Raw genomic sequence first — 16,782 nt, 5'->3', positions numbered from 1 at the left:
ACTGCGGGATCTCGCCGTACCTGACCAGAGTCGGCTCCGGCTGCTCCGCCAGGTGGAATACGGTGCGGACGAAGTCGGACGCCTCCCGTTCCGGGGGCCGCAGCCGCCTGCGTCCGCCGGCCTGGACTTGTACGTCGTACTGGCTGAGGTCCGCGGTCTGGTGGCCTCCGCATACGCCTTCACTCGGCCGCGCCAGATCGCGTACGCCATCACCCCGCCGGGCCAGGTCGCCGGGAACGAGATCGCGGTTCGGCCCACCGCACAGCGGGGACGCCCGACCGTTCCTCACGTTGCGGCTGCGACGGTTTCCCGCGGTTCCAGAACAGCGGTGACAGCGCCCGGCGGTCCGCATCGGTGAGCATGGCCGCCCACTTCGGACCGTTCATGACCTCCTGCGCCATCAGCGTGTCGACGTGAACATCGGCAAGCGCGTCGCTGCCGGTGTGGCCGCCGTCCTGATCGGCTCGCTTGCGGCCAGGGGCAAGGCTCCGCGTCGGCCCCCACGCCCGACAGGGGGAGGTGCCGCCTGAGCCGCGGCAGGTCCGGTCAGGTCGGTTCAACGGCCCGTGGTCCCGTCGAGGAGTTCGCGCAGGATGTCGGCATGACCGGCGTGACGTCCCGTTTCCTCGATCATGTGCGTGAGCGCCCACCGCAAGGACGGTCCTTTCGACCGGGACCCCGGGCGGGCGACGGTGCCGGTCAGGTCGGATGCGGCGCGGACGACCTCGTTCGACCGGGCGGCCGCGTCGCGGTAGGCGGCCAGGACCTCGTCGGCCGCGTCGCCGGGAGCCGCGGCGAAGGTGGCCTGCCAGTCGGGGACCGGTTCGCCGAGGAACAGGAAACGCTCCACGTGGGCAAGGTGGTTGACCAGCCCCAGCAGATTGGTGCCCGACGCGACACCGGGCGTGCGGACCTGCGGTTCCGGAACGCCCTCGACCTTGGCCGCCACGCCGGCGCGCAGGTAGTCGAGGAAGCCGAGCAGTACGTCCTTCTCCGAGGTACCGGTGCTCGGCGGCGGCAGGTCACGGCGACGGGTGGAACTCATGAAATTGCCTTTCTGTGCGAACGGTTGAGCAGGGGGAGCTGGGTCGTGCGGCTCAGCCGGTGGTCCGGCGGAACAGCAGGACGTGGTCGACGACCTCGGCGGTCCGACCCTTCGGCCCGATGGTGATCCGTCGTGGCGAGGCCGCCCTCTCGGTCGACCAGCCGTCCGGTTCCAGGCCGAGATCGGCGGCGATCTCGTGCGGTGTGGGGTGCGAAGCGTCATGGTCCTGGTTCCACCACCACGGGGCGGTCGATCCGTGGTCGACGACCAGCAGCAGTCCGCCCGGTGACAGCGCCCGCGCCGCGGTCCGCAGCACCCGCGCACGCGGCAGATCGAAGGCGACCGCAGGTACAGCGCGATCACCAGGTCGAAGCGCCCTTCGGGAAAGTCGACGGCCAGGTCGTGCGCTCGGCATGGACCAGGTCACCGAGCCCGCGCTCGCGAGCCGCGTCGGCGACCTGCGCCGCGGCCGTGCCGGAAACGTCGACGGAGGCCACCCGCCGGCCCGCACCGGCCGGCCGGAGCGTGTCACCACCGAGGACGGGGCCCAGGCCGAGTGCGGTCCCCGGAGTGAGACCGGAAGCGATCTGCACCAGCAGCGGATTCAACCGGCGTCCGGTGGACACATCTCGTGAGCTGTAGTGCTCTTCCCGGAAATGGCCCGCATCGGAGTGCCCCTCGGCAATGGTCTCTTCGGTCATGGACGGTGCTCCTCATCGGACGTAGCGAGACGAGACTGCCCGAGCATGGGCCAGAATTGCACGAGAACTTGCTGGATCGGCATGATGCTCACCATGAATGACGACCGGAGCGACTCGAACGGCTCGAACGACCTGGAGGGCATCCTCGACGCGGTCGGCCCGCGGCTGCGCGCGCTGCGTCGGCAGCGCCGGATCACCCTGGCGGAGCTGGCAGCGACCACGGGGATCTCGGAGAGCACGCTGTCCAGGCTGGAGGGTGGCCGGCGCCGCGCCAACCTCGAACTGCTCCTCCCGCTGGCCCGCGTCTACGGCGTCCCGCTGGACGACCTCGTGGGCGCCCCGCCCACCGGCGACCCCCGTGTTCACCTCAAGCCGCTGCACCGGCACGGCATGACGTTCATTCCGCTGTCGCGCAGACCGGGCGGGATGCAGGCGTTCAAGATGTTCATCCCCGGCCGGGGCGCCCCGGCCGAACCGACACCGCAGACGCACGAGGGGTTCGAGTGGCTGTACGTCCTCAGCGGACGGCTGCGACTGGTCCTCGGCGATCAGGACCTCGTGCTGCCGCCCGGCGAGGCCGCCGAGTTCGACACCGAACTCCCGCACTTCCTGGGCAGCGCCGACGGCAGCGCGGTCGAGCTGCTGATCCTCTTCGGCCGGCAGGGCGAACGCGCACACATCAGGGCACGCACCACCTGAGCACGAGCGTGAGTCCCCAGGCCGCCGGCTGCCGGAAGCGGGAGACGAACCGGCGCTGCCACGGCTCTCTCGACGGCGCACGGCGCGTAGTGCCTCCGTAGGACGGCCGGAGGCAGGCCCGTACGATGCCCGCCCGGCCCCTATGCGCTGTGAGGGGTGATCAGGTACGCGTCGGTGTTGACCTCCTCATCCGTCCAGTCGGTCACCTCGATCAGCTGCGGGTCCAGCGGCCCACCGGCCGGCTCGCGGACGTCGCGGCCGGGCCCCGACCCGGCCGCCGGGTCATGACGCTCGCTGCCGTACACCCCTCGGACCCCGTGTCGTGCGACCAGCCGGGTGCGACGCGGGGTCGGTCAGCATGAAATCGGCGCGGCTCCACCGGGAAGAGCCCTGCCACTACACGTGACGGCACTCCTGTCCCGTACAACCCCGAGGGCCTTCCAACAGTCCATACCTGCACCGAACGACGTGAGTGCATACGCGTACGCGCCTGAACACCGGCCGACTCGCGCACCCGCGCCGACCGAACAACCGAATTCCGAATGCCGTACCACCGACATCCGGCCTGCCGCAGGAGAAGAAGACCCACATGCACCAGAGCCTCCGTATCGTCACCGCGGCCGCCACCGCTGCCGCGGTCACCGGCGCGCTGCTCGTCGCCGGTGCGGCCGGCGCCTCCGCCGCGCCTTCCAGGCTTCAGGGCGACTTCAACGGTGACGGCTACCGCGACCTCGTCATAGCCGCGCCCCTCGGCAAGATCTCGGGCAAGGAAGGGGCCGGCTACGTCACGGTCGTCTACGGCACCAAGAGCGGCCTCGACAAGTCCAAGCACACGGTCATCAGCCAGGCCACCACGGGCATCCCCGGCACTCCGGAGGCCGGTGACTACTTCGGTGACCGGCTCACCACGGGTGACCTCGACGGCGACGGGTACACCGACCTCGTGGTCGGTGTGCACTCCGAGCAGATCGGCTCCACCGATTCGTTCGGTGTCCTCACCGTCATCTGGGGCGGGGCGACCGGCCTCAAGACCGGCACCGACATCGCGTCCCCGCTGCCCGAGTACCGGAACGAACTCGGCTGGGCCCTGGCGGCCGGCGACTTCGACGGCGACGGACACACCGACCTCGCAGCTGGTAACAACTCCACCCCGAGCCTGGACATCTTCAAGGGCCCCATCTCCCGTACCGGCAAGGCCGCTGCACTCGTCGGCATCGACACCATCGCCGCCACCGGCATCTACCCGGACAAGCTCGTCGCCGGCAACGTCAACGGGGACGGCGCGGCCGACCTCCTCGTCATGGGCCAGCAGGAGAGCGGCAACGTGTACGCCACCCGCAGCGTCCTCTACAACGGCAGCTCCACCGGCCTCAAGGCATCGAGCAAACTCGCGGGCGGCTACGCGGCGGCCATCGCCGACGTCGACAAGGACGGTTACGGGGACATCATCACCGGCAACTTCATGGAGAAGTCAGCCGATGAACCGAACGGCGGTCCGGGCGGTGCGGTCACCGTGACGTACGGAAGCTCCTCCGGACTGTCCACCCGGACCCCTGTCCGGATCACCCAGGACACCACCTCGGTCCCGGGCACCGCCGAGAAGAACGACCGCTTCGGGTGGAGCGTGTCCGCGGGTGACACCAACGGCGACGGGTACGCCGATGTCGCCGTCGGCGCCCCCGGCGAGGCCCTCGGATCAAAGCAGTCGGCCGGAACAGTCACGGTGCTGCGCGGCTCGGCCAAGGGACTGACGGGGACCGGCTCGAAGAGCTTCTCCCAGGACACAGCGGGGGTCCCCGGCGCCGCCGAGGCCCGTGACGAGTTCGGCGGCTCCGTATGGGCCACGGACAGCAACAACGACGGCCGTGCGGAACTGGTGGCCGGTGCCGCCGCGGAGAATAACGGCGTTGGTTCGGTCTGGCTGTTCAAGACGGGAGCCAGCGGTATCACGGCGACCGGATCGACGTCCTTCGGTCCGGGATCGGTCGGCGGACCTGCCGGGATCTCCTACTTCGGCGACAATTTCGCCAACTGACCGCCCAGGGCTCTGCTGGAGCCCGGCCCCGGTTCATGCCCACCTGCCGGCCCGACGCCGAGGAAGCGCCGTATGCCGGCAGAGTGCGGAACCACCTGTGCGTGGGTGCGTTCCCGTCGGTTCTACATCGTCGAGCCGACCTTGCCGCCAACGGACCGGGAAGCTACCGAATGCGTGTCCACGTCCACGGCCGTGACGAGGGACATGCCGAGGACAGCCTCGGACCGGACGACGGTCCGGTCGAGGCGTACCTCCTTTCCTTCAGGTGTGGCCCACTCCTGAAGCGGCAGAACGGATCATCCGGCGCGACCACCCCGCCTGCTGCTCAGAACCGAGTCCTACCCGTCCTGGCTGTCCCAGGCCGGGCACCCGGCTACGGGAACCAGCCGGAAGGAACCCCCGACTCGGGCGTATCCGTGAAGCCGGACGGATCGCAAACCTGCTCCACGAGGCCGGGGGCGGCGATGGGCCTGCCGGGTGGACAGCCCGTTCTGCGACGACGCGGCGATGAACGCCCGCCTCGCCGCCGGCCCCGAAGAGGCCGACGGCCCCGCTTCTACAAGCCGCTGCCGGCCGCCGCCATGGCAGGACTGATGCCCCTACCTGCTTGAGCGCACCACCAAGGATTACTGCGGACCCGACTGGTACAACGGCCTCAAGGACCTCCGCCACCAGCCGGCCGACTGGGCCGCCCACCCAGCCGTGGCCGGCCTCCAGCCGGCCGACTGGGCCGCCCACCCAGCCGTGGCCGTGGCCCGACTGCAGGCGCCCCGATCACCGGAGACGGCCGAGGCTTCCGGGGTACAGGTACTTCCGTTCCGGGACGGTGGTGCCGTGTGCCCAGGCGTCGAAGAATCCGGTGAGGTCCGGCCGGCCGGAGATCTTCTTCGTGAGCGCTTCGAACTGGGGCCAGGTGGCGTTGCCGTAGCGGTGCTCCTTCTGCCACCGCCGGAGGGTCCCGAAGAAGGCGGCGTCCCCGATGGTCCGCCGCAGGGCGTGCATCATCATCGACCCCTTGCTGTACAGCGCCGGGTCCAGCTCCTTGCCCTGGCCGGGGTCATAGAGCTTCACGTTCCAGAAACCGGGGTCCTGCTCGCTCTCCTCCACCATGCCGGCGTAGAAGCCGGTGTCGAGGTCGGCGCCACCCTTCTCTTCCCACAGCTGGTTGGTGTACTGAGCGACGCACTCGGCGATGCAGCCGTCACGCCAGTCCGAGAAGGAGACGCTGTCGCCGAACCACTGATGGGCGTACTCGTGGACCATCGAGGCGTCGAACATCACCCCGCTGTACGTCGGACGGCTCTGCGCCTCCAGCGCGAGGGGACCGTTGCCACCCCCGTCGGCTTCGTCGCTGATGACGATGCCACCGGCCGAGGAGAAGGGGTACGGGCCGAACTTCGAGGCCAGGAAGTCGATGATCTCCGGGAGCAGCGCCTCGGACGCCGGGTCGATCAAGGCGCCGGGGCTGTAGGCGTTGATGACCGGGGTGCCGTCGGCCAGCTTCGACGTGTGAACCGTGAACTTGTCGATGGCGAGGGTGCTGAGGTAGGTGGCGAGCGGCTTGTCCTCATGCCAACGGAAGGTCTTAAGGCCCTTGGCCGGGGAGGTGGTCGGGCCGGGGCGGCCGTTGCCGATCACGGTCCAGGCGTCGGGGACCGTCGCGGTGACCCGGAACGTCGCCTTGTCGGACGGGTGGTCGTTGGCCGGGTACCAGGCGGTGGCGGAGTGCGGCTCGCCGGTCACGCTCACCCCGCCGTTGGTGAGCCGGTGCCAGCTCTCACCGACGGGCTTACCGGAGTAGCGCACGCGGACGGCGAATTGCGCGCCCTTGGAGATCCGGCCGGCCGGGGTGATGACCAGCTCGTGCGCCCCGCTGCGGGTGAAGCCCCTGACGGGGACGCCGTCGACGGTGACCGAGCCGACCTGGAAGCCCTCCAGGTCCAGGTGGAAGCGGTCGAGTCTGTCGGTGGCCGTGGCGGTGACCGTGGTGTCGCCGTCGAGGTGGCCGGGGCGGACCGGATCGTAGGCCACGCGGACGTCGTAGTGGGAGACGTCGTATCCGGGGTTGCCGTCGTCGGGGAAGTACGGGTCACCCACACCGGACCCACCGCCGGTGACAGCCGCGGAGGGCACGGCGGTCAGCAGCACACTGCCTGCCAGGATGCCCACCACCGCGGGGTATCGGTGCCGTTTCTTCGTACTGCGCATAGGTCCTGCTCCTGACCGTAGGGGGCGTGGTCGGTGATCAGCGGGTGGCGAGTTGCCAGGTCACGCCGAGAACGGCGTTGGCGCTGACGGTCTCGGTCCCGGGGTCCACGTTGTCGATGCGGTCGCATGCGTCGTGGAGGCAGTCGCCGACGCCGGTGGTGAAGCCCGAGACCGGGATTCCGGCGTTGCCGAAGGACTCGTGGTCCGAGCCGCCGATGCCGATGTCGAAGGTGGGCAGCCCCTTGGCCGCGAAGTAGGCCTCGAACACGTCCGTGGCCCTGGGGTCGTCGTGGACGACGAGCCACTGCTGCACGTTCTTGCTGCCTGTCATGTCGAAGTTGAGGTAGACATCGATCTTCTCGCGCCCGGCGGCGGAGAGCTTGCGCACGTAGTCCTCGGAGCCGATCAGGCCCTGCTCCTCCGCTCCCCACCACGCGAACCGCAGATGCCGCTTCGGCGCGACACCCGCACGCGACATCGCGACGGCGGAGGCGAGCACGGCGGCCGAGCCCGAGCCGTTGTCGTTCATACCGGGCCCGTCCTCGACGCTGTCGAGGTGGGCGCCGACGAGCACGACGTGGTCCGCGTCGCCTCCCGGCCAGTCCGCGATGAGGTTGTGTCCGAGGACGCCGTTGTACGTGAAGGGCCGCAGGCTGGTGCGGAAGCCCGCCCTGTCCAGTACGCCCTTCACATACGCCAGCGACTGCTGGAAGCCCTTGGTGCCGTGGGCGCGGTTGCCTCCGGTACGGTCCGCGATGGACTGCAGCGCCCGCAGGTGCGGCATGATCTGCTCCGTGGAGACGAGGGGGATCCGTGGCGTCTTCGGAGCTGTGGGTTCGGCCGACGCCGCGGCGGGAACGGCGACCAGTGCCGCACACAGACCGAGTAACACGGCCGTGTGCCGCATGCGGCTGAGTATCTCCATGCGTGACTCTCTCCTTGAGGGCAAGGCGGGATCTTCCGGCGCGGAGCCGGAAGAAGAGAGTCGCTGAGTGATGTCAGGAAACTGTCAGAAACCTGTGGCCGCGCAGTGGTCGTCACCCATGGGAACCACGAGCTCCGTGCAGCGGCGGATACCACCGATCGGCACCACGACCACGACCAGGACGACGACGCGGTGGGCGTCCGATCCGGGGTGATCGGGGCTGAGTTTCCGCTGGGCGGTGCGCCGTACGGGGCCACGGCGCAGCCCTGCCGAAGAATGACGGTTCGTGTTCTGCTTCCTTGACCGGCGGACGGTGCGCTCCCGTCGGTTGCCGAGCCTCGCCAGGGCCACCTTGATCGGGAGTTCCACAGCTCCAGCCTGCCGCTGTCGCGCCGTTACAGCACCCCGAGGTCGGTGTCGGGCCGGCAGTGCGTGCAGGCCCGGGTACCCCGCATGCCCGGACAGGCCCCTAGGCTGCGGTCCGCGTCGGGCGCGGCGCACCTTCCTTCGTGCGCAACGGGCTCGGGGGGCGCCGGGACCGTCTTCCCGCGTGCTGTGCTCGCTCTTCCGCTGTGCCTGAACGCATGTTCAAGCGCGTCGGGCGCGTCGCGGGTGGTGAAGGCTGCCCTCCGGGTTCCGCCGTCGGCCCGGGAGAGGAGCGTGGTCATGGCATGGCTTCAACGCACGCGGGTCGCGCCCGGTGCCGCGTTTCGCGTAGCCTGCCTCCCGCACGCCGGGAGCACGGCCGCGTTTCTTCCGGGACTGGGCCGCGCCCGGCGGGCGGTTCGAGGTATACGCGGCGCGTTATCCGGGCCGTGCAGACCGGCGGCCGAGCCGTGCGGCACGGACGTCTGCGATCTCGCGGCGGGCGTCGCGGCTCTGGCGGACCGCCCGGTGGCGCTGTTCGGGCACTCCATGGGTGTCTGGGCCGCGTTCGAGACGGCGCTGCTGCTGGAGCGGGGCGGTGTTCCGCCCAGTCACCTCTTCGTCTCCGGCGCCTCGGCCCCGCCTCCGCGATCGGCGCCCGCCGGGCTGGAGACGGCGTCCCCGGACGAGCTCGCGGCGATCCTGGTCCGGCTCGGGGGCACCAACCCCGCGCTGCTGGACGATCCGGGGCTCCTCGGCCGGTACTCCCGTACATCCGGGCGGACCTGCTCATGGCGAGTCGGTAAGCGGCGCGTCCGGCGGACCGCGCCGGCTGTCCCCTCACCGGCGTGCTGGGTGACGCGGACCCGGTGACCGGCCCCGGACAGGCAGCCGGCTGGTCGCGGCGCACCACCGGCGGTTTCCGCCAACTCGTCGTACCCTGAGGCCACTTGTATCTCGCGGACGACCCGCCTCTCACGCTGGTCGACGCGGAACTGGCCGCCTCCCCGCGTTCCGCGCCGATCCCCACGTAACACTCCTCCTTGAAAGGGCCTCGCATGACGCACATCGCGCTCGACAACGACCTCCCCGGCATCACCGGCCTGATGGCCAACCGGCCGGATACCGCCGCCCCGCTGAACCACCTCGCCGAGACCCTGCTGCGGGCGCCCGCCTCGCTCCCCCAGGGCGAGCGGGAGCTGATCGCGGCGTACGTCTCCCACCTCAACCGGACCCCGTTCTGCGCCGGTTCGCACGCCGCCTTCGCCGCCGCACAGCTGGTGGAGGGCCAGGCCCTGGTCGACGCGGTCCTCGCCGACCCGGCGAGCGCCCCCATCGGCGCCAAGCTGCGCGCCCTGCTCGCCGTGGCGGCCGAGGTGCAGGCGGCGGCCCGGGCCGTCTCCGCCGAGGCAGTGGCCGAGGCCAGGCGGTCGGGCGCGAGCGACGCGGACCTGCACGACACCGTGCTGATCGCGGCGTCCTTCTGCATGTTCAACCGGTATGTCAGCTGCCTGGACACCGCGCTGCCGGTGTCCGACGACTACTACCTCGAATCCGCGCACCGGATCACGACCGTGGGCTACGGCCGGGCTGCGAGCGTCCCGGCCTGAGCGGTGTACGCGGCGGCGGAAGGAGGACCGGCGTGTTCGGCCTGACAACGGAAGAGCGGTGGGCGGCTGCCCTGGCGCCGGAACGGCACGGGCGTACCGCCGTCGTCACCGGTGCCGGTTCGGGCATCGGCCTCGCGACCGCCGCCGCGCTCGCGCGCCCCGGGACGCATATGGTGCCGGCGGTACGGGACCCCGGCCGGCCGGCCCGGGACGAACGGGCGTGGCGGCGGCTGTGGGAACAGTCGGATGGTCTCCTCGGCGTCACGTACGGCGGCTGAGCCGCCAGAGGGGGGTGGGGTACGGGAGGCCTCCCGTACCCCACCCCCCTCTGGCGTCCCGTCACCCGAGGCTGTTCCAGGCCCGGTCGGGCTCCCGTACGGCCGCTTCGACCAGGGCGGCGTAGGTGCGCGCCCAGCCGGCGACGGTCTCCGGGTCGAGCTCCTCGGTGTTGAACTGGATGTGCCGCCCAGCTCCCCGGTGGCCAGGGCGTGCACGGTCCAGGCGACGCCGTGCGGGATCCAGGCGCCCTCCGGGGTAAGGCCGGCCGGCATGGGCACCTCTTCCGTGGCGTCGGCGATCCGGGTGGCGGCCCGTTCGAAGGGCGGGGCGAAGGCGCCGCTCTGTTCCCGGGATCTCTTCTACGACGGGGAGGCCGCGCGGTCATGGGAAAGGTGAACGGTGGGAGCGGTCAGTCCAGCTTGTCCGCGAGCTCCTCCGCTGTTGCTCGGCGCGCCGGCGCAGGCGTCTGCTGGAAGTGCGGTTACCAGGGGCGGAGTGCGGTGCGCAGTTCCTCCCACCACTCGTGGCGGTGTTTGTCTTCGGGGTCGGGGCTGGGGCCGAGGGCGAGGACCTGGTCGGTGACGCGGTAGGTAAGGCGGTAGAGCAGAACGCGGGTCGCGCATTCAAGCCAGCGTTCGGTGTCTCGTGCTGGTGGGGCCGGGCCGAGGACGGTGGCGAACCAGGCGGGCAGGAGCAGGCGGTTGCTGACGGCATCGGCCAGTTTGCTGCGTAGCGCCAGGGTGAGGCGTTGTTCCGCGCGCCGGCCGGCGGCGATGGCCGGCTGTTTTCGGCGGTGGCCGCCCGGTCCGCGGCGAGGGCCGTGGTGGACGTGCGTGCTTCGGAAGCCTGCCGGGCGAGGCCTTGCTGCTCGGTGGCCTCGCGCGCGCGATGACGGAGCGCAGCTTGGTGGCGGCCTTGGCATGGGGCTGGGTGCTGTAGGGGGTGGAGAGCAGCGTGCCGACCAGGGCGACGACTTCCTTCCAGGTGGCCCGGTGCCGGGCCTGGGCGTCGTGGAAGCGTTGTACCCGGGTGTGGTGGTGGGTGCGGCGGGAGCTGGTGAGGAGGGCGTCGGCGGCTTCCCACCCGGACTCCATCGTGGCGGCCAGGGCGCCCTGGTCCTTGGTGTAGGTGTCCAGGTCCGCGGGAGGGACGTTCCCGACAGCCATGATCTGGCCTTCCAGCAGTCGCACGTGCTGGGTGAGCCGCTTTACCTTCTGCTCTGCGGCCTCGACGCGGTCGTCGAGCTCGTCGACCCGGCCGTCGAGTTCCTCGGTTGTGGTCTCCAGGTTGGAGATGTCGTCGCGGAGGGAACGCAGCTCGTGGTCCAGGTCCTCGGTATAGCCGAACCGGGACTTCAACCGCTCGTGCTCGCCCTCCAGATCGTCCAGTCGGCTGTCGAGATCGCTTACTCGCCGGTCGGCATCGCGGACCCGCCGGTCAGTGTCCCGGAACTGGGAGTCCAGAGCGTCGCTCACTTCCCTGCCCCCTGTTCGTCCGCGACAGGCCGACTTCCGGCGCTCGTGGGGCGGCCAGATCGGCCCCAACGCCCGGCCGTTCGTGCTAGCGAGCATGACACGGTTGCGTACCGGCTCCTCGCGCGCGTGACGAAACTGCCGTGGGTCCCGAGCGAACAGCAGTGGCTCGCCCTGCTGGACGTCAGCGCTCCAGGCGGCGACGGCGGACCAGGGCCGCGACGGTGAGCGGCTGCCCTGGTTCATCGTCGCCCTCCTGATCGGACCGAGGACGACGGCCACAGGGCCGACAAGCACTCCGACGCGGCAAGTACAGACCGGCGAGAGCATTTGCCAACGGCCTCACCAGCCGGACCACCGGCCGAAGCGGCACCGAGTCGAGACTGAGACCATCGAGCCGCGCCGCGGGATGCAGCTCGTATCCTGCGGCGTCCCCACGTACTGAGCGACTCCCAGTCCGTGAAGGCGGCCTCGACCGTCGGGAAGGACAGCCGCGGCTACGACGCGGGCAAAAGGATCAACGGCCGCAAGCGACACCTGGTGGTCGATTCCAAGGGCCTGCCGTTGATGGTGATGGTCACCCCGGCAGACCTCCACGACTCCGCTGCAGCGAAGGAAGTCCTCTTCCGGCTTCGGCTGACGCACCCCGAGATCACGCTCGTCTGGGCTGACTCAGCCTATGCGGGCAAGCTTGTGACGTGGGCAAAGAGATATCTGAACCTGACGATCAAGACCGTCAGCCGCCCGAAGACCACATCCGGCTGGGTCCTGCTGCCCCGTCGCTGGGTGGTCGAACGGAGTCTGGCCTGGATGATGAACGCCCGCCGTCATGCGCGAGATTACGAGCGGCTGATCCAGCACTCCGGAACCTTGATCACCTGGGCTGCCATCACCGTGATGACCAGGCGCCTCGCCCGCAGAGGCACCACCTCCAGCTGGTCGAGGAAGCAATCACAGGTGCCCTGCGCCCCGAAAGTTGAACGGTCTCGTCAAGGTTGAACGCGGTGAGTGTCGGCCGCCGCCTGGATGCGGGCGTGGTATTGCTGCCACTTGGCATCGTCACCGAAGTCGTCGTGATCTGGTCCGGCCTTGCCGTCGATGAGTTCTCGCAGTACATCGGCGTGGCCGGCATGCTGGGCCGTCTCGGAGACCATGCGAACCAGCAGGACGCCCAAGGTGGTGGCCCGGCGCTCTTCGGGCCAGTGCGCTACCTGGCCCCGGGTTTCGAGAGCGAGATCCGTGATCGTCCGGTCGGCATGCGCGCAGGCACGTTCATAGAGCCCGATGATGTACGTGCTGGACTCATCGGATCTGGCCCACATGTCTGCGCCTTCCCAGATTGAACCGTCCTCGACCCAGGCCAGGGGTTCTGGTGCTGGCCGGTCAAAAGATTCGCCGAGGTATCCGTACTCAAGGCCTGCCAGATGCTTGACCAAGCCCAGCAGGTTCGCGGCGGTGGGCGTCATAGGCCGGCGCATGTCGTATTCGGCGAGTCCCTCCAGCTTGCCGAGCAAACCGGCCCGTCCTGCCTGCAGCTTGCGGTGCAACTCCGCCTTGAGATCAGTCACGTGGTCCTCCTATAAGTGATGCGGCCACCCAACCACGCGCCTGTGACAAGAAGTCGGCGATGAGCCCGAGGCTGACGACGACCGACACTCACCACGCTCAACGCACCTGGGATCGAAAACAATCACTTACGGCGATGGGGAGTGCGTGCCACACCAAGAGGTTCATGTTTGGGATGACTGGCCACAATTATCCCTCTACGGAGTTTTTGTCCTGCGCCATCGTTCTCGCATCGGATGACTGGTCGGTACGGCAGAGCCTTGTCCGCGGTCCCTGTCCTGACCCCGAAGATGAACACCGCCACCGGTGGTTAGAGGAACTCCGCGCCCAGCTCCGCCCCTGGTAACCAGCTACTGCTGGGCATCTTCGACGTGGCGTCCCAGGAGGCTGGGTGGGGTGCCACCGGTTGATGGAGGGTTCCGTCCGGTTCGTCGTTGATCGACTGTGTACCCGTCTGCGGCTCCGCGGGATCCGCGGTAGCGGAAATGGGTCGACAGGTCCGCCTCGTGGCCTCAATGGCCCCCTGGGGCCCCAGGGAGGGCGCAAGGGTGACGGTGTCCTTTCCTCAAACCGCCAGTGCCCGGACCTCAGGCCTGCTCACGCTTCTCCCCACCCGCAGCACGTGGACCTGCGGACGGATGTCACCCAGAAGGGGCCGCTCGATAACCAGCCCAGCCCGAGCCGGAACGGCCGATGCTATGGATGCTCGGTCACCGCTGGCAGGTTGTGCCATGCATGTCCGCAGGCGCCTTTGCAGTTTTTTTACGTTTCTGCCAGATCGACAAAGCGCGAGTAGTGAAGCTGGTTCCCGAGCGTGATCGAGGCGGTGGGCCCGTTCCTGTGCTTGTCCACGATCACGTCGACTTCGCCCGCCCGCGCGGATGCCGGCTCGTAGGCGTCGTCCCGCGACAAGGCTCGCCAACTCCTCCGCCGCATGGTCGTCCATCTCGAACGGATGTCGAGCCGGATCCACATCTGCCCACGTCAAGCTATGTGCCCACAGTTGACTCACCGTCTCACTCTGCCTTGCGTAGCCGCCGTGACTCCACTCCATATCGAGTGGCCGTCCCATCAGCAGGAAACGATCTTCGGCTAACTGGGAAGCGATCTTCAACCGCTTGTCTTCCACCTGGTCAGAGACACTCGTGAACACCCCTCCTACGGGATGGATCCGACACCGCAGGCGACGACGAAGTCGCCGCCATGCTGCAGGGCGCTGCGTTCCGGCCATCCGTACCCGGTCCCGCTTCGAGCCCCGCCACCGGTACGTCGCCGGGAACGCCATCGCCGCCGTGTACTCGTGCGCCTGGAGCAAGCGGAAGCCGCAGTCCTCCACGGTCAGGGCCAGCTCGACCAGGCCATGATGGTTCCCGACGCGCACACCGTGGCGAGCGGTGGGACGAGGAGGCCGGGCTCGTCCCTGCCGGTACACCTTCGTATCGGCCGGTCCAAGGAGAATGGCTTGCTTCCCGTCGCGCCCTCCACTGGCACCAGGGCTGTCCTGTACCGCCCAGGCCCAATCTGATCCGCGCCATCGTCTTCTCGGCGAGCGGCCTTGCCCGGATCCGGTGAGAATCCGCCAGCTGCCCTGCGGTAGGACGACTCCGCAGAGTAACTACAGAGCAACGTCGGCCTCGTTTGCCAATAAGCGTGCCGATCTGCCAACTGCGCTGCGTTGTCACACAAAAGGTGCGAACGGTTTGGGGTGTTGAGTCGCCGGTCTCTGTCCACAGGGGCGGGCTTCTAGAAGTGGGGGTGTCCGCTTCCGGGTGTGAGGTGCCTGGACGCACACCGAAGGGGCACCGCCATGGCACAGACCAAGTTCGACAAGCAGGTGGAAGAGACCGCCGGATCAGTGGCGTTCGGCATCGGCCGGTTCCTGGCCGGCCGCCCCATGGACGGGGAGCGGAAGACCGACGCGACGTTCTGGTGCACGGGCTCCCGCGTCCTGCCCACGGTCGAAGGCAAGGTGTCCCGCTCCTCCTACCGGGCCGGGTGGTAGCGCCTCACCTTCCGCATCAGCGGCCTGGCCGCGACGGGCGCTGTGGGAGAACCAGGACTCCACCTTCGCCACCGCCCGCGACATCTGGGAGAACCCCGCCCCCGCCCTGGCGACGCTGGAGACCGGTGGCATCGCCGTCGCTTCGGCCGCGGCTGCCGGCGGCGTCGCGTACGGGCTGCTGACCCGGGGGCGCCGGGAGTTCATGCGTGAGTGGGTGACCCCGCTGCACGAGGCCCTGGCCGTGCCGCTGGGCGTCTCGGAGCTGACCGACCCACGCCGCTACCTCCACGTACCCAGGCACTTCTCCGACGACGACGCCCAGATACGCATCGACGTGCCCACCCACATGAGGTTCAACGAGGACCTGGTCGCCGACCTCATCGTCAAGAAGCTCGCCCTGGAGAACGTCTCCTTCACCTGGCGCCGCGCGGGCAAGGACACCCACGTCATCGTCAAGAAGCGCAAGGTCCCGCCCAAGAAGCTGAGCCTGTCCGACCCGGGCGTGCGGGAGATCCTCGCGAAGATGCCCGAGTCCGCACCGCTGATCGGCCTCGGCTCAGGCAAGAAGAAGGTCTCCGTCGACCTGGACCACGACTCACCGCACGTCCTGATCTCCGCAGGCACCGGCGGCGACAAGTCGACCATCCTGCGCTGCATCACCTGCCAGTTCGTCCACAACGGCGCGCTCGCCTACGTCCTGGACTTCAAGCGGATCTCCCACACCTGGGCCCGCGGGGTACCCGGCGTCACCTACTGCCGCGACATCGGCGAGATCCACGACGCCCTGGTCCGCCTCGCCCAGGAAGACCGGCGCCGACTCACTCTCTCGGAGGACCTGGCCGACGACGTCCTCGAAAAGGAGCCGTGGCGCGTCGGCCCGAGGATCGTGATCCTCCTCGAAGAGGTCAACGCCACCATGGCGCAGCTCAAGCGGTACTGGGCGAAGATCCGCGAGAGCGGCGACCCGAAGACGTCCCCGGCCGTCGACGCGCTCGCCGAGATCCTCTTCATGGGCCGCCAGGTCCGCCTGCACGTGCTCCTGGTCGCCCAGTCCGCGACCGCCCAGGCCGTTGGCGGCCCCGCGATGCGCGAGAACTTCTCCACCCGGATTCTTGTCCGCTACACCCTCAACGCCTGGCGCATGCTCGTTCCCGAAGTCAGCCCCATCCCGATGGCGAGCGACCACCACGGCCGCGTCCAAGTCGTCACCCGCGGCCGCGCCCAGGAGACGCAGGTCCTGAACCTGTCCAACGCGGAGGCCCGCGAGTGGGCGATGTCCGGCGTCCACGCCCAGGGCAAGACCGGCCCCACCCTGCACAAGACGCCCACCCCGGCCGCCGACCCGCTCACCGACGCCTGGAACACCAGCGCCCCCGAGCTCCCGCCCGCGACCACCACCGATCCGGCCGCCGACCGGGATCTCCTCGCCGACGCCTGGAGCCTCACACCGCCGACCCCAGACGTCGACTCCGGCGACGCGGCGGTGCCGCCGCCAGCGAACCCGGCCCCGGCCCCGGTACCCGACCCGGACGACGCGGTGGTCGGCCTGCGCGAGGCGTACGAGAACCACCTGGTGGACATCGTCGCCAGCCTCAAGGCGCTGCGCTGGGCCCGCCAGAACGACCCGGACTTCCCCGGCCCGGTCGACAAGCGCGGCGCCGAATTCCTCTACCGCGTCGGCGACCTCAAGAAGTGGGCCCGCAACCGGCCCCGCGCCCACGCCACCGGCCCTGGCTGACCATCCCGGCCCGCCGACGTCGCGCGGGCCCGCCCCGGGCGGGGCCCGCGCCCCCCAACCCCCCCCCGGGAGAAAACCCCCATAAACACGCCCACCACACAAAAAGAAACGCACAACAAAAACAAAAAAAACACCA

16 protein-coding genes and 2 pseudogenes are annotated in these 16,782 nt (G+C 69.5%); 8 read left to right on the top strand and 10 right to left on the bottom strand.

The annotated features are described in order from the left end of the window. Positions 1-556 precede the first annotated feature (556 nt). From ACIP89_RS21570 to ACIP89_RS21560, 3 genes are read right to left on the bottom strand one after another with little or no spacing between them, the layout of a single operon-like run. A complete protein-coding gene (locus ACIP89_RS21570; protein ID WP_402116187.1) occupies positions 557-1,045 on the bottom strand; it encodes a DinB family protein in 489 nt (162 codons plus the stop codon). 52 nt (positions 1,046-1,097) lie between these two features. Beyond that, the gene (locus ACIP89_RS21565; protein WP_402116186.1) at positions 1,098-1,361 is read right to left on the bottom strand and encodes a hypothetical protein; all 264 of its coding nucleotides are present in this window, start codon (positions 1,359-1,361) and stop codon (positions 1,098-1,100) included. A gap of 43 nt (positions 1,362-1,404) precedes the next feature. After that, positions 1,405-1,746: a hypothetical protein gene (locus tag ACIP89_RS21560; protein ID WP_402116185.1), complete on the bottom strand. Its 342-nt coding sequence runs from the start codon at positions 1,744-1,746 to the stop codon at positions 1,405-1,407. A 93-nt stretch (positions 1,747-1,839) separates the two neighbouring features. On the opposite strand from ACIP89_RS21560, the gene ACIP89_RS21555 reads away from it, so the two are divergent. Next, on the top strand, positions 1,840-2,445 hold the full coding sequence (locus ACIP89_RS21555) for a helix-turn-helix domain-containing protein (RefSeq protein WP_402116184.1): 606 nt from the start codon (positions 1,840-1,842) through the stop codon (positions 2,443-2,445). A gap of 140 nt (positions 2,446-2,585) precedes the next feature. Here the strand turns inward: ACIP89_RS21555 and ACIP89_RS21550 are convergent, their stop codons facing one another. Then, a complete protein-coding gene (locus tag ACIP89_RS21550) occupies positions 2,586-2,750 on the bottom strand; it encodes a hypothetical protein (RefSeq protein WP_401928902.1) in 165 nt (54 codons plus the stop codon). A 284-nt stretch (positions 2,751-3,034) separates the two neighbouring features. On the opposite strand from ACIP89_RS21550, the gene ACIP89_RS21545 reads away from it, so the two are divergent. Beyond that, positions 3,035-4,480 carry an FG-GAP and VCBS repeat-containing protein gene (locus ACIP89_RS21545; protein ID WP_402116182.1) on the top strand — a complete coding sequence of 482 codons (1,446 nt, stop codon included), beginning with the start codon at positions 3,035-3,037 and terminating at the stop codon, positions 4,478-4,480. Positions 4,481-5,254: 774 nt separating this feature from the next. On the opposite strand, the gene ACIP89_RS21540 is transcribed toward ACIP89_RS21545, so the two are convergent. The 3 genes from ACIP89_RS21540 to ACIP89_RS21530 form a co-directional block, all read right to left on the bottom strand. After that, positions 5,255-6,688: a M1 family metallopeptidase gene (locus tag ACIP89_RS21540; RefSeq protein ID WP_402116181.1), complete on the bottom strand. Its 1,434-nt coding sequence runs from the start codon at positions 6,686-6,688 to the stop codon at positions 5,255-5,257. Between the two features lie 37 nt (positions 6,689-6,725). Further along, complete coding sequence (locus tag ACIP89_RS21535; protein WP_402116179.1) at positions 6,726-7,613, bottom strand: M20/M25/M40 family metallo-hydrolase; 888 nt, start codon at positions 7,611-7,613, stop codon at positions 6,726-6,728. Positions 7,614-7,697: 84 nt separating this feature from the next. After that, a complete protein-coding gene (locus ACIP89_RS21530) occupies positions 7,698-7,982 on the bottom strand; it encodes a hypothetical protein (RefSeq protein WP_402116177.1) in 285 nt (94 codons plus the stop codon). A gap of 84 nt (positions 7,983-8,066) precedes the next feature. Between ACIP89_RS21530 and ACIP89_RS21525 the strand changes: the two genes are divergently transcribed. The 3 genes from ACIP89_RS21525 (at position 8,067) to ACIP89_RS21515 (ending at position 9,867) form a co-directional block, all read left to right on the top strand. Next, complete coding sequence (locus ACIP89_RS21525; RefSeq protein WP_402116176.1) at positions 8,067-8,852, top strand: thioesterase II family protein; 786 nt, start codon at positions 8,067-8,069, stop codon at positions 8,850-8,852. 185 nt (positions 8,853-9,037) lie between these two features. Then, a complete protein-coding gene (locus tag ACIP89_RS21520) occupies positions 9,038-9,589 on the top strand; it encodes a carboxymuconolactone decarboxylase family protein (protein ID WP_401928892.1) in 552 nt (183 codons plus the stop codon). Between the two features lie 32 nt (positions 9,590-9,621). After that, positions 9,622-9,867, top strand: coding sequence for a hypothetical protein (locus tag ACIP89_RS21515; protein WP_402116174.1), 246 nt, complete (start codon positions 9,622-9,624; stop codon positions 9,865-9,867). 624 nt (positions 9,868-10,491) lie between these two features. Here ACIP89_RS21515 and ACIP89_RS21510 read toward each other — a convergent pair. Continuing rightward, positions 10,492-11,343 (bottom strand): hypothetical protein, encoded by an 852-nt coding sequence (locus ACIP89_RS21510; RefSeq protein ID WP_402116172.1) that lies wholly within the window; start codon positions 11,341-11,343, stop codon positions 10,492-10,494. Positions 11,344-11,760: 417 nt separating this feature from the next. Here ACIP89_RS21510 and ACIP89_RS21505 point away from each other — a divergent pair. Then, positions 11,761-12,288 (top strand): annotated as a pseudogene (locus tag ACIP89_RS21505) (transposase); the annotation flags it as partial. 41 nt (positions 12,289-12,329) lie between these two features. Here ACIP89_RS21505 and ACIP89_RS21500 read toward each other — a convergent pair. Continuing rightward, entirely contained in the window at positions 12,330-12,908 is a 579-nt protein-coding gene (locus ACIP89_RS21500; RefSeq protein WP_402116171.1) for a DinB family protein, read from the bottom strand. A 760-nt stretch (positions 12,909-13,668) separates the two neighbouring features. Then, positions 13,669-13,818, bottom strand: a pseudogene (locus ACIP89_RS21495) (replicative DNA helicase); the annotation flags it as partial. A gap of 895 nt (positions 13,819-14,713) precedes the next feature. Here ACIP89_RS21495 and ACIP89_RS21490 point away from each other — a divergent pair. Both ACIP89_RS21490 and ACIP89_RS21485 read left to right on the top strand, forming a co-directional pair. After that, positions 14,714-14,908, top strand: coding sequence for a hypothetical protein (locus tag ACIP89_RS21490; RefSeq protein WP_402116170.1), 195 nt, complete (start codon positions 14,714-14,716; stop codon positions 14,906-14,908). A 202-nt stretch (positions 14,909-15,110) separates the two neighbouring features. Next, positions 15,111-16,646 (top strand): pRL2-11, encoded by a 1,536-nt coding sequence (locus ACIP89_RS21485; protein WP_402116168.1) that lies wholly within the window; start codon positions 15,111-15,113, stop codon positions 16,644-16,646. Positions 16,647-16,782: the final 136 nt, after the last annotated feature.

It is taken from the genome of Streptomyces sp. NPDC088730, assembly GCF_044751215.1.
In the GTDB taxonomy this organism is placed as follows: Bacteria; Actinomycetota; Actinomycetes; order Streptomycetales; family Streptomycetaceae; genus Streptomyces.
Note: the sequence above shows the minus strand (reverse complement) of the source record. Positions and strands in the feature narration are given on the sequence as shown.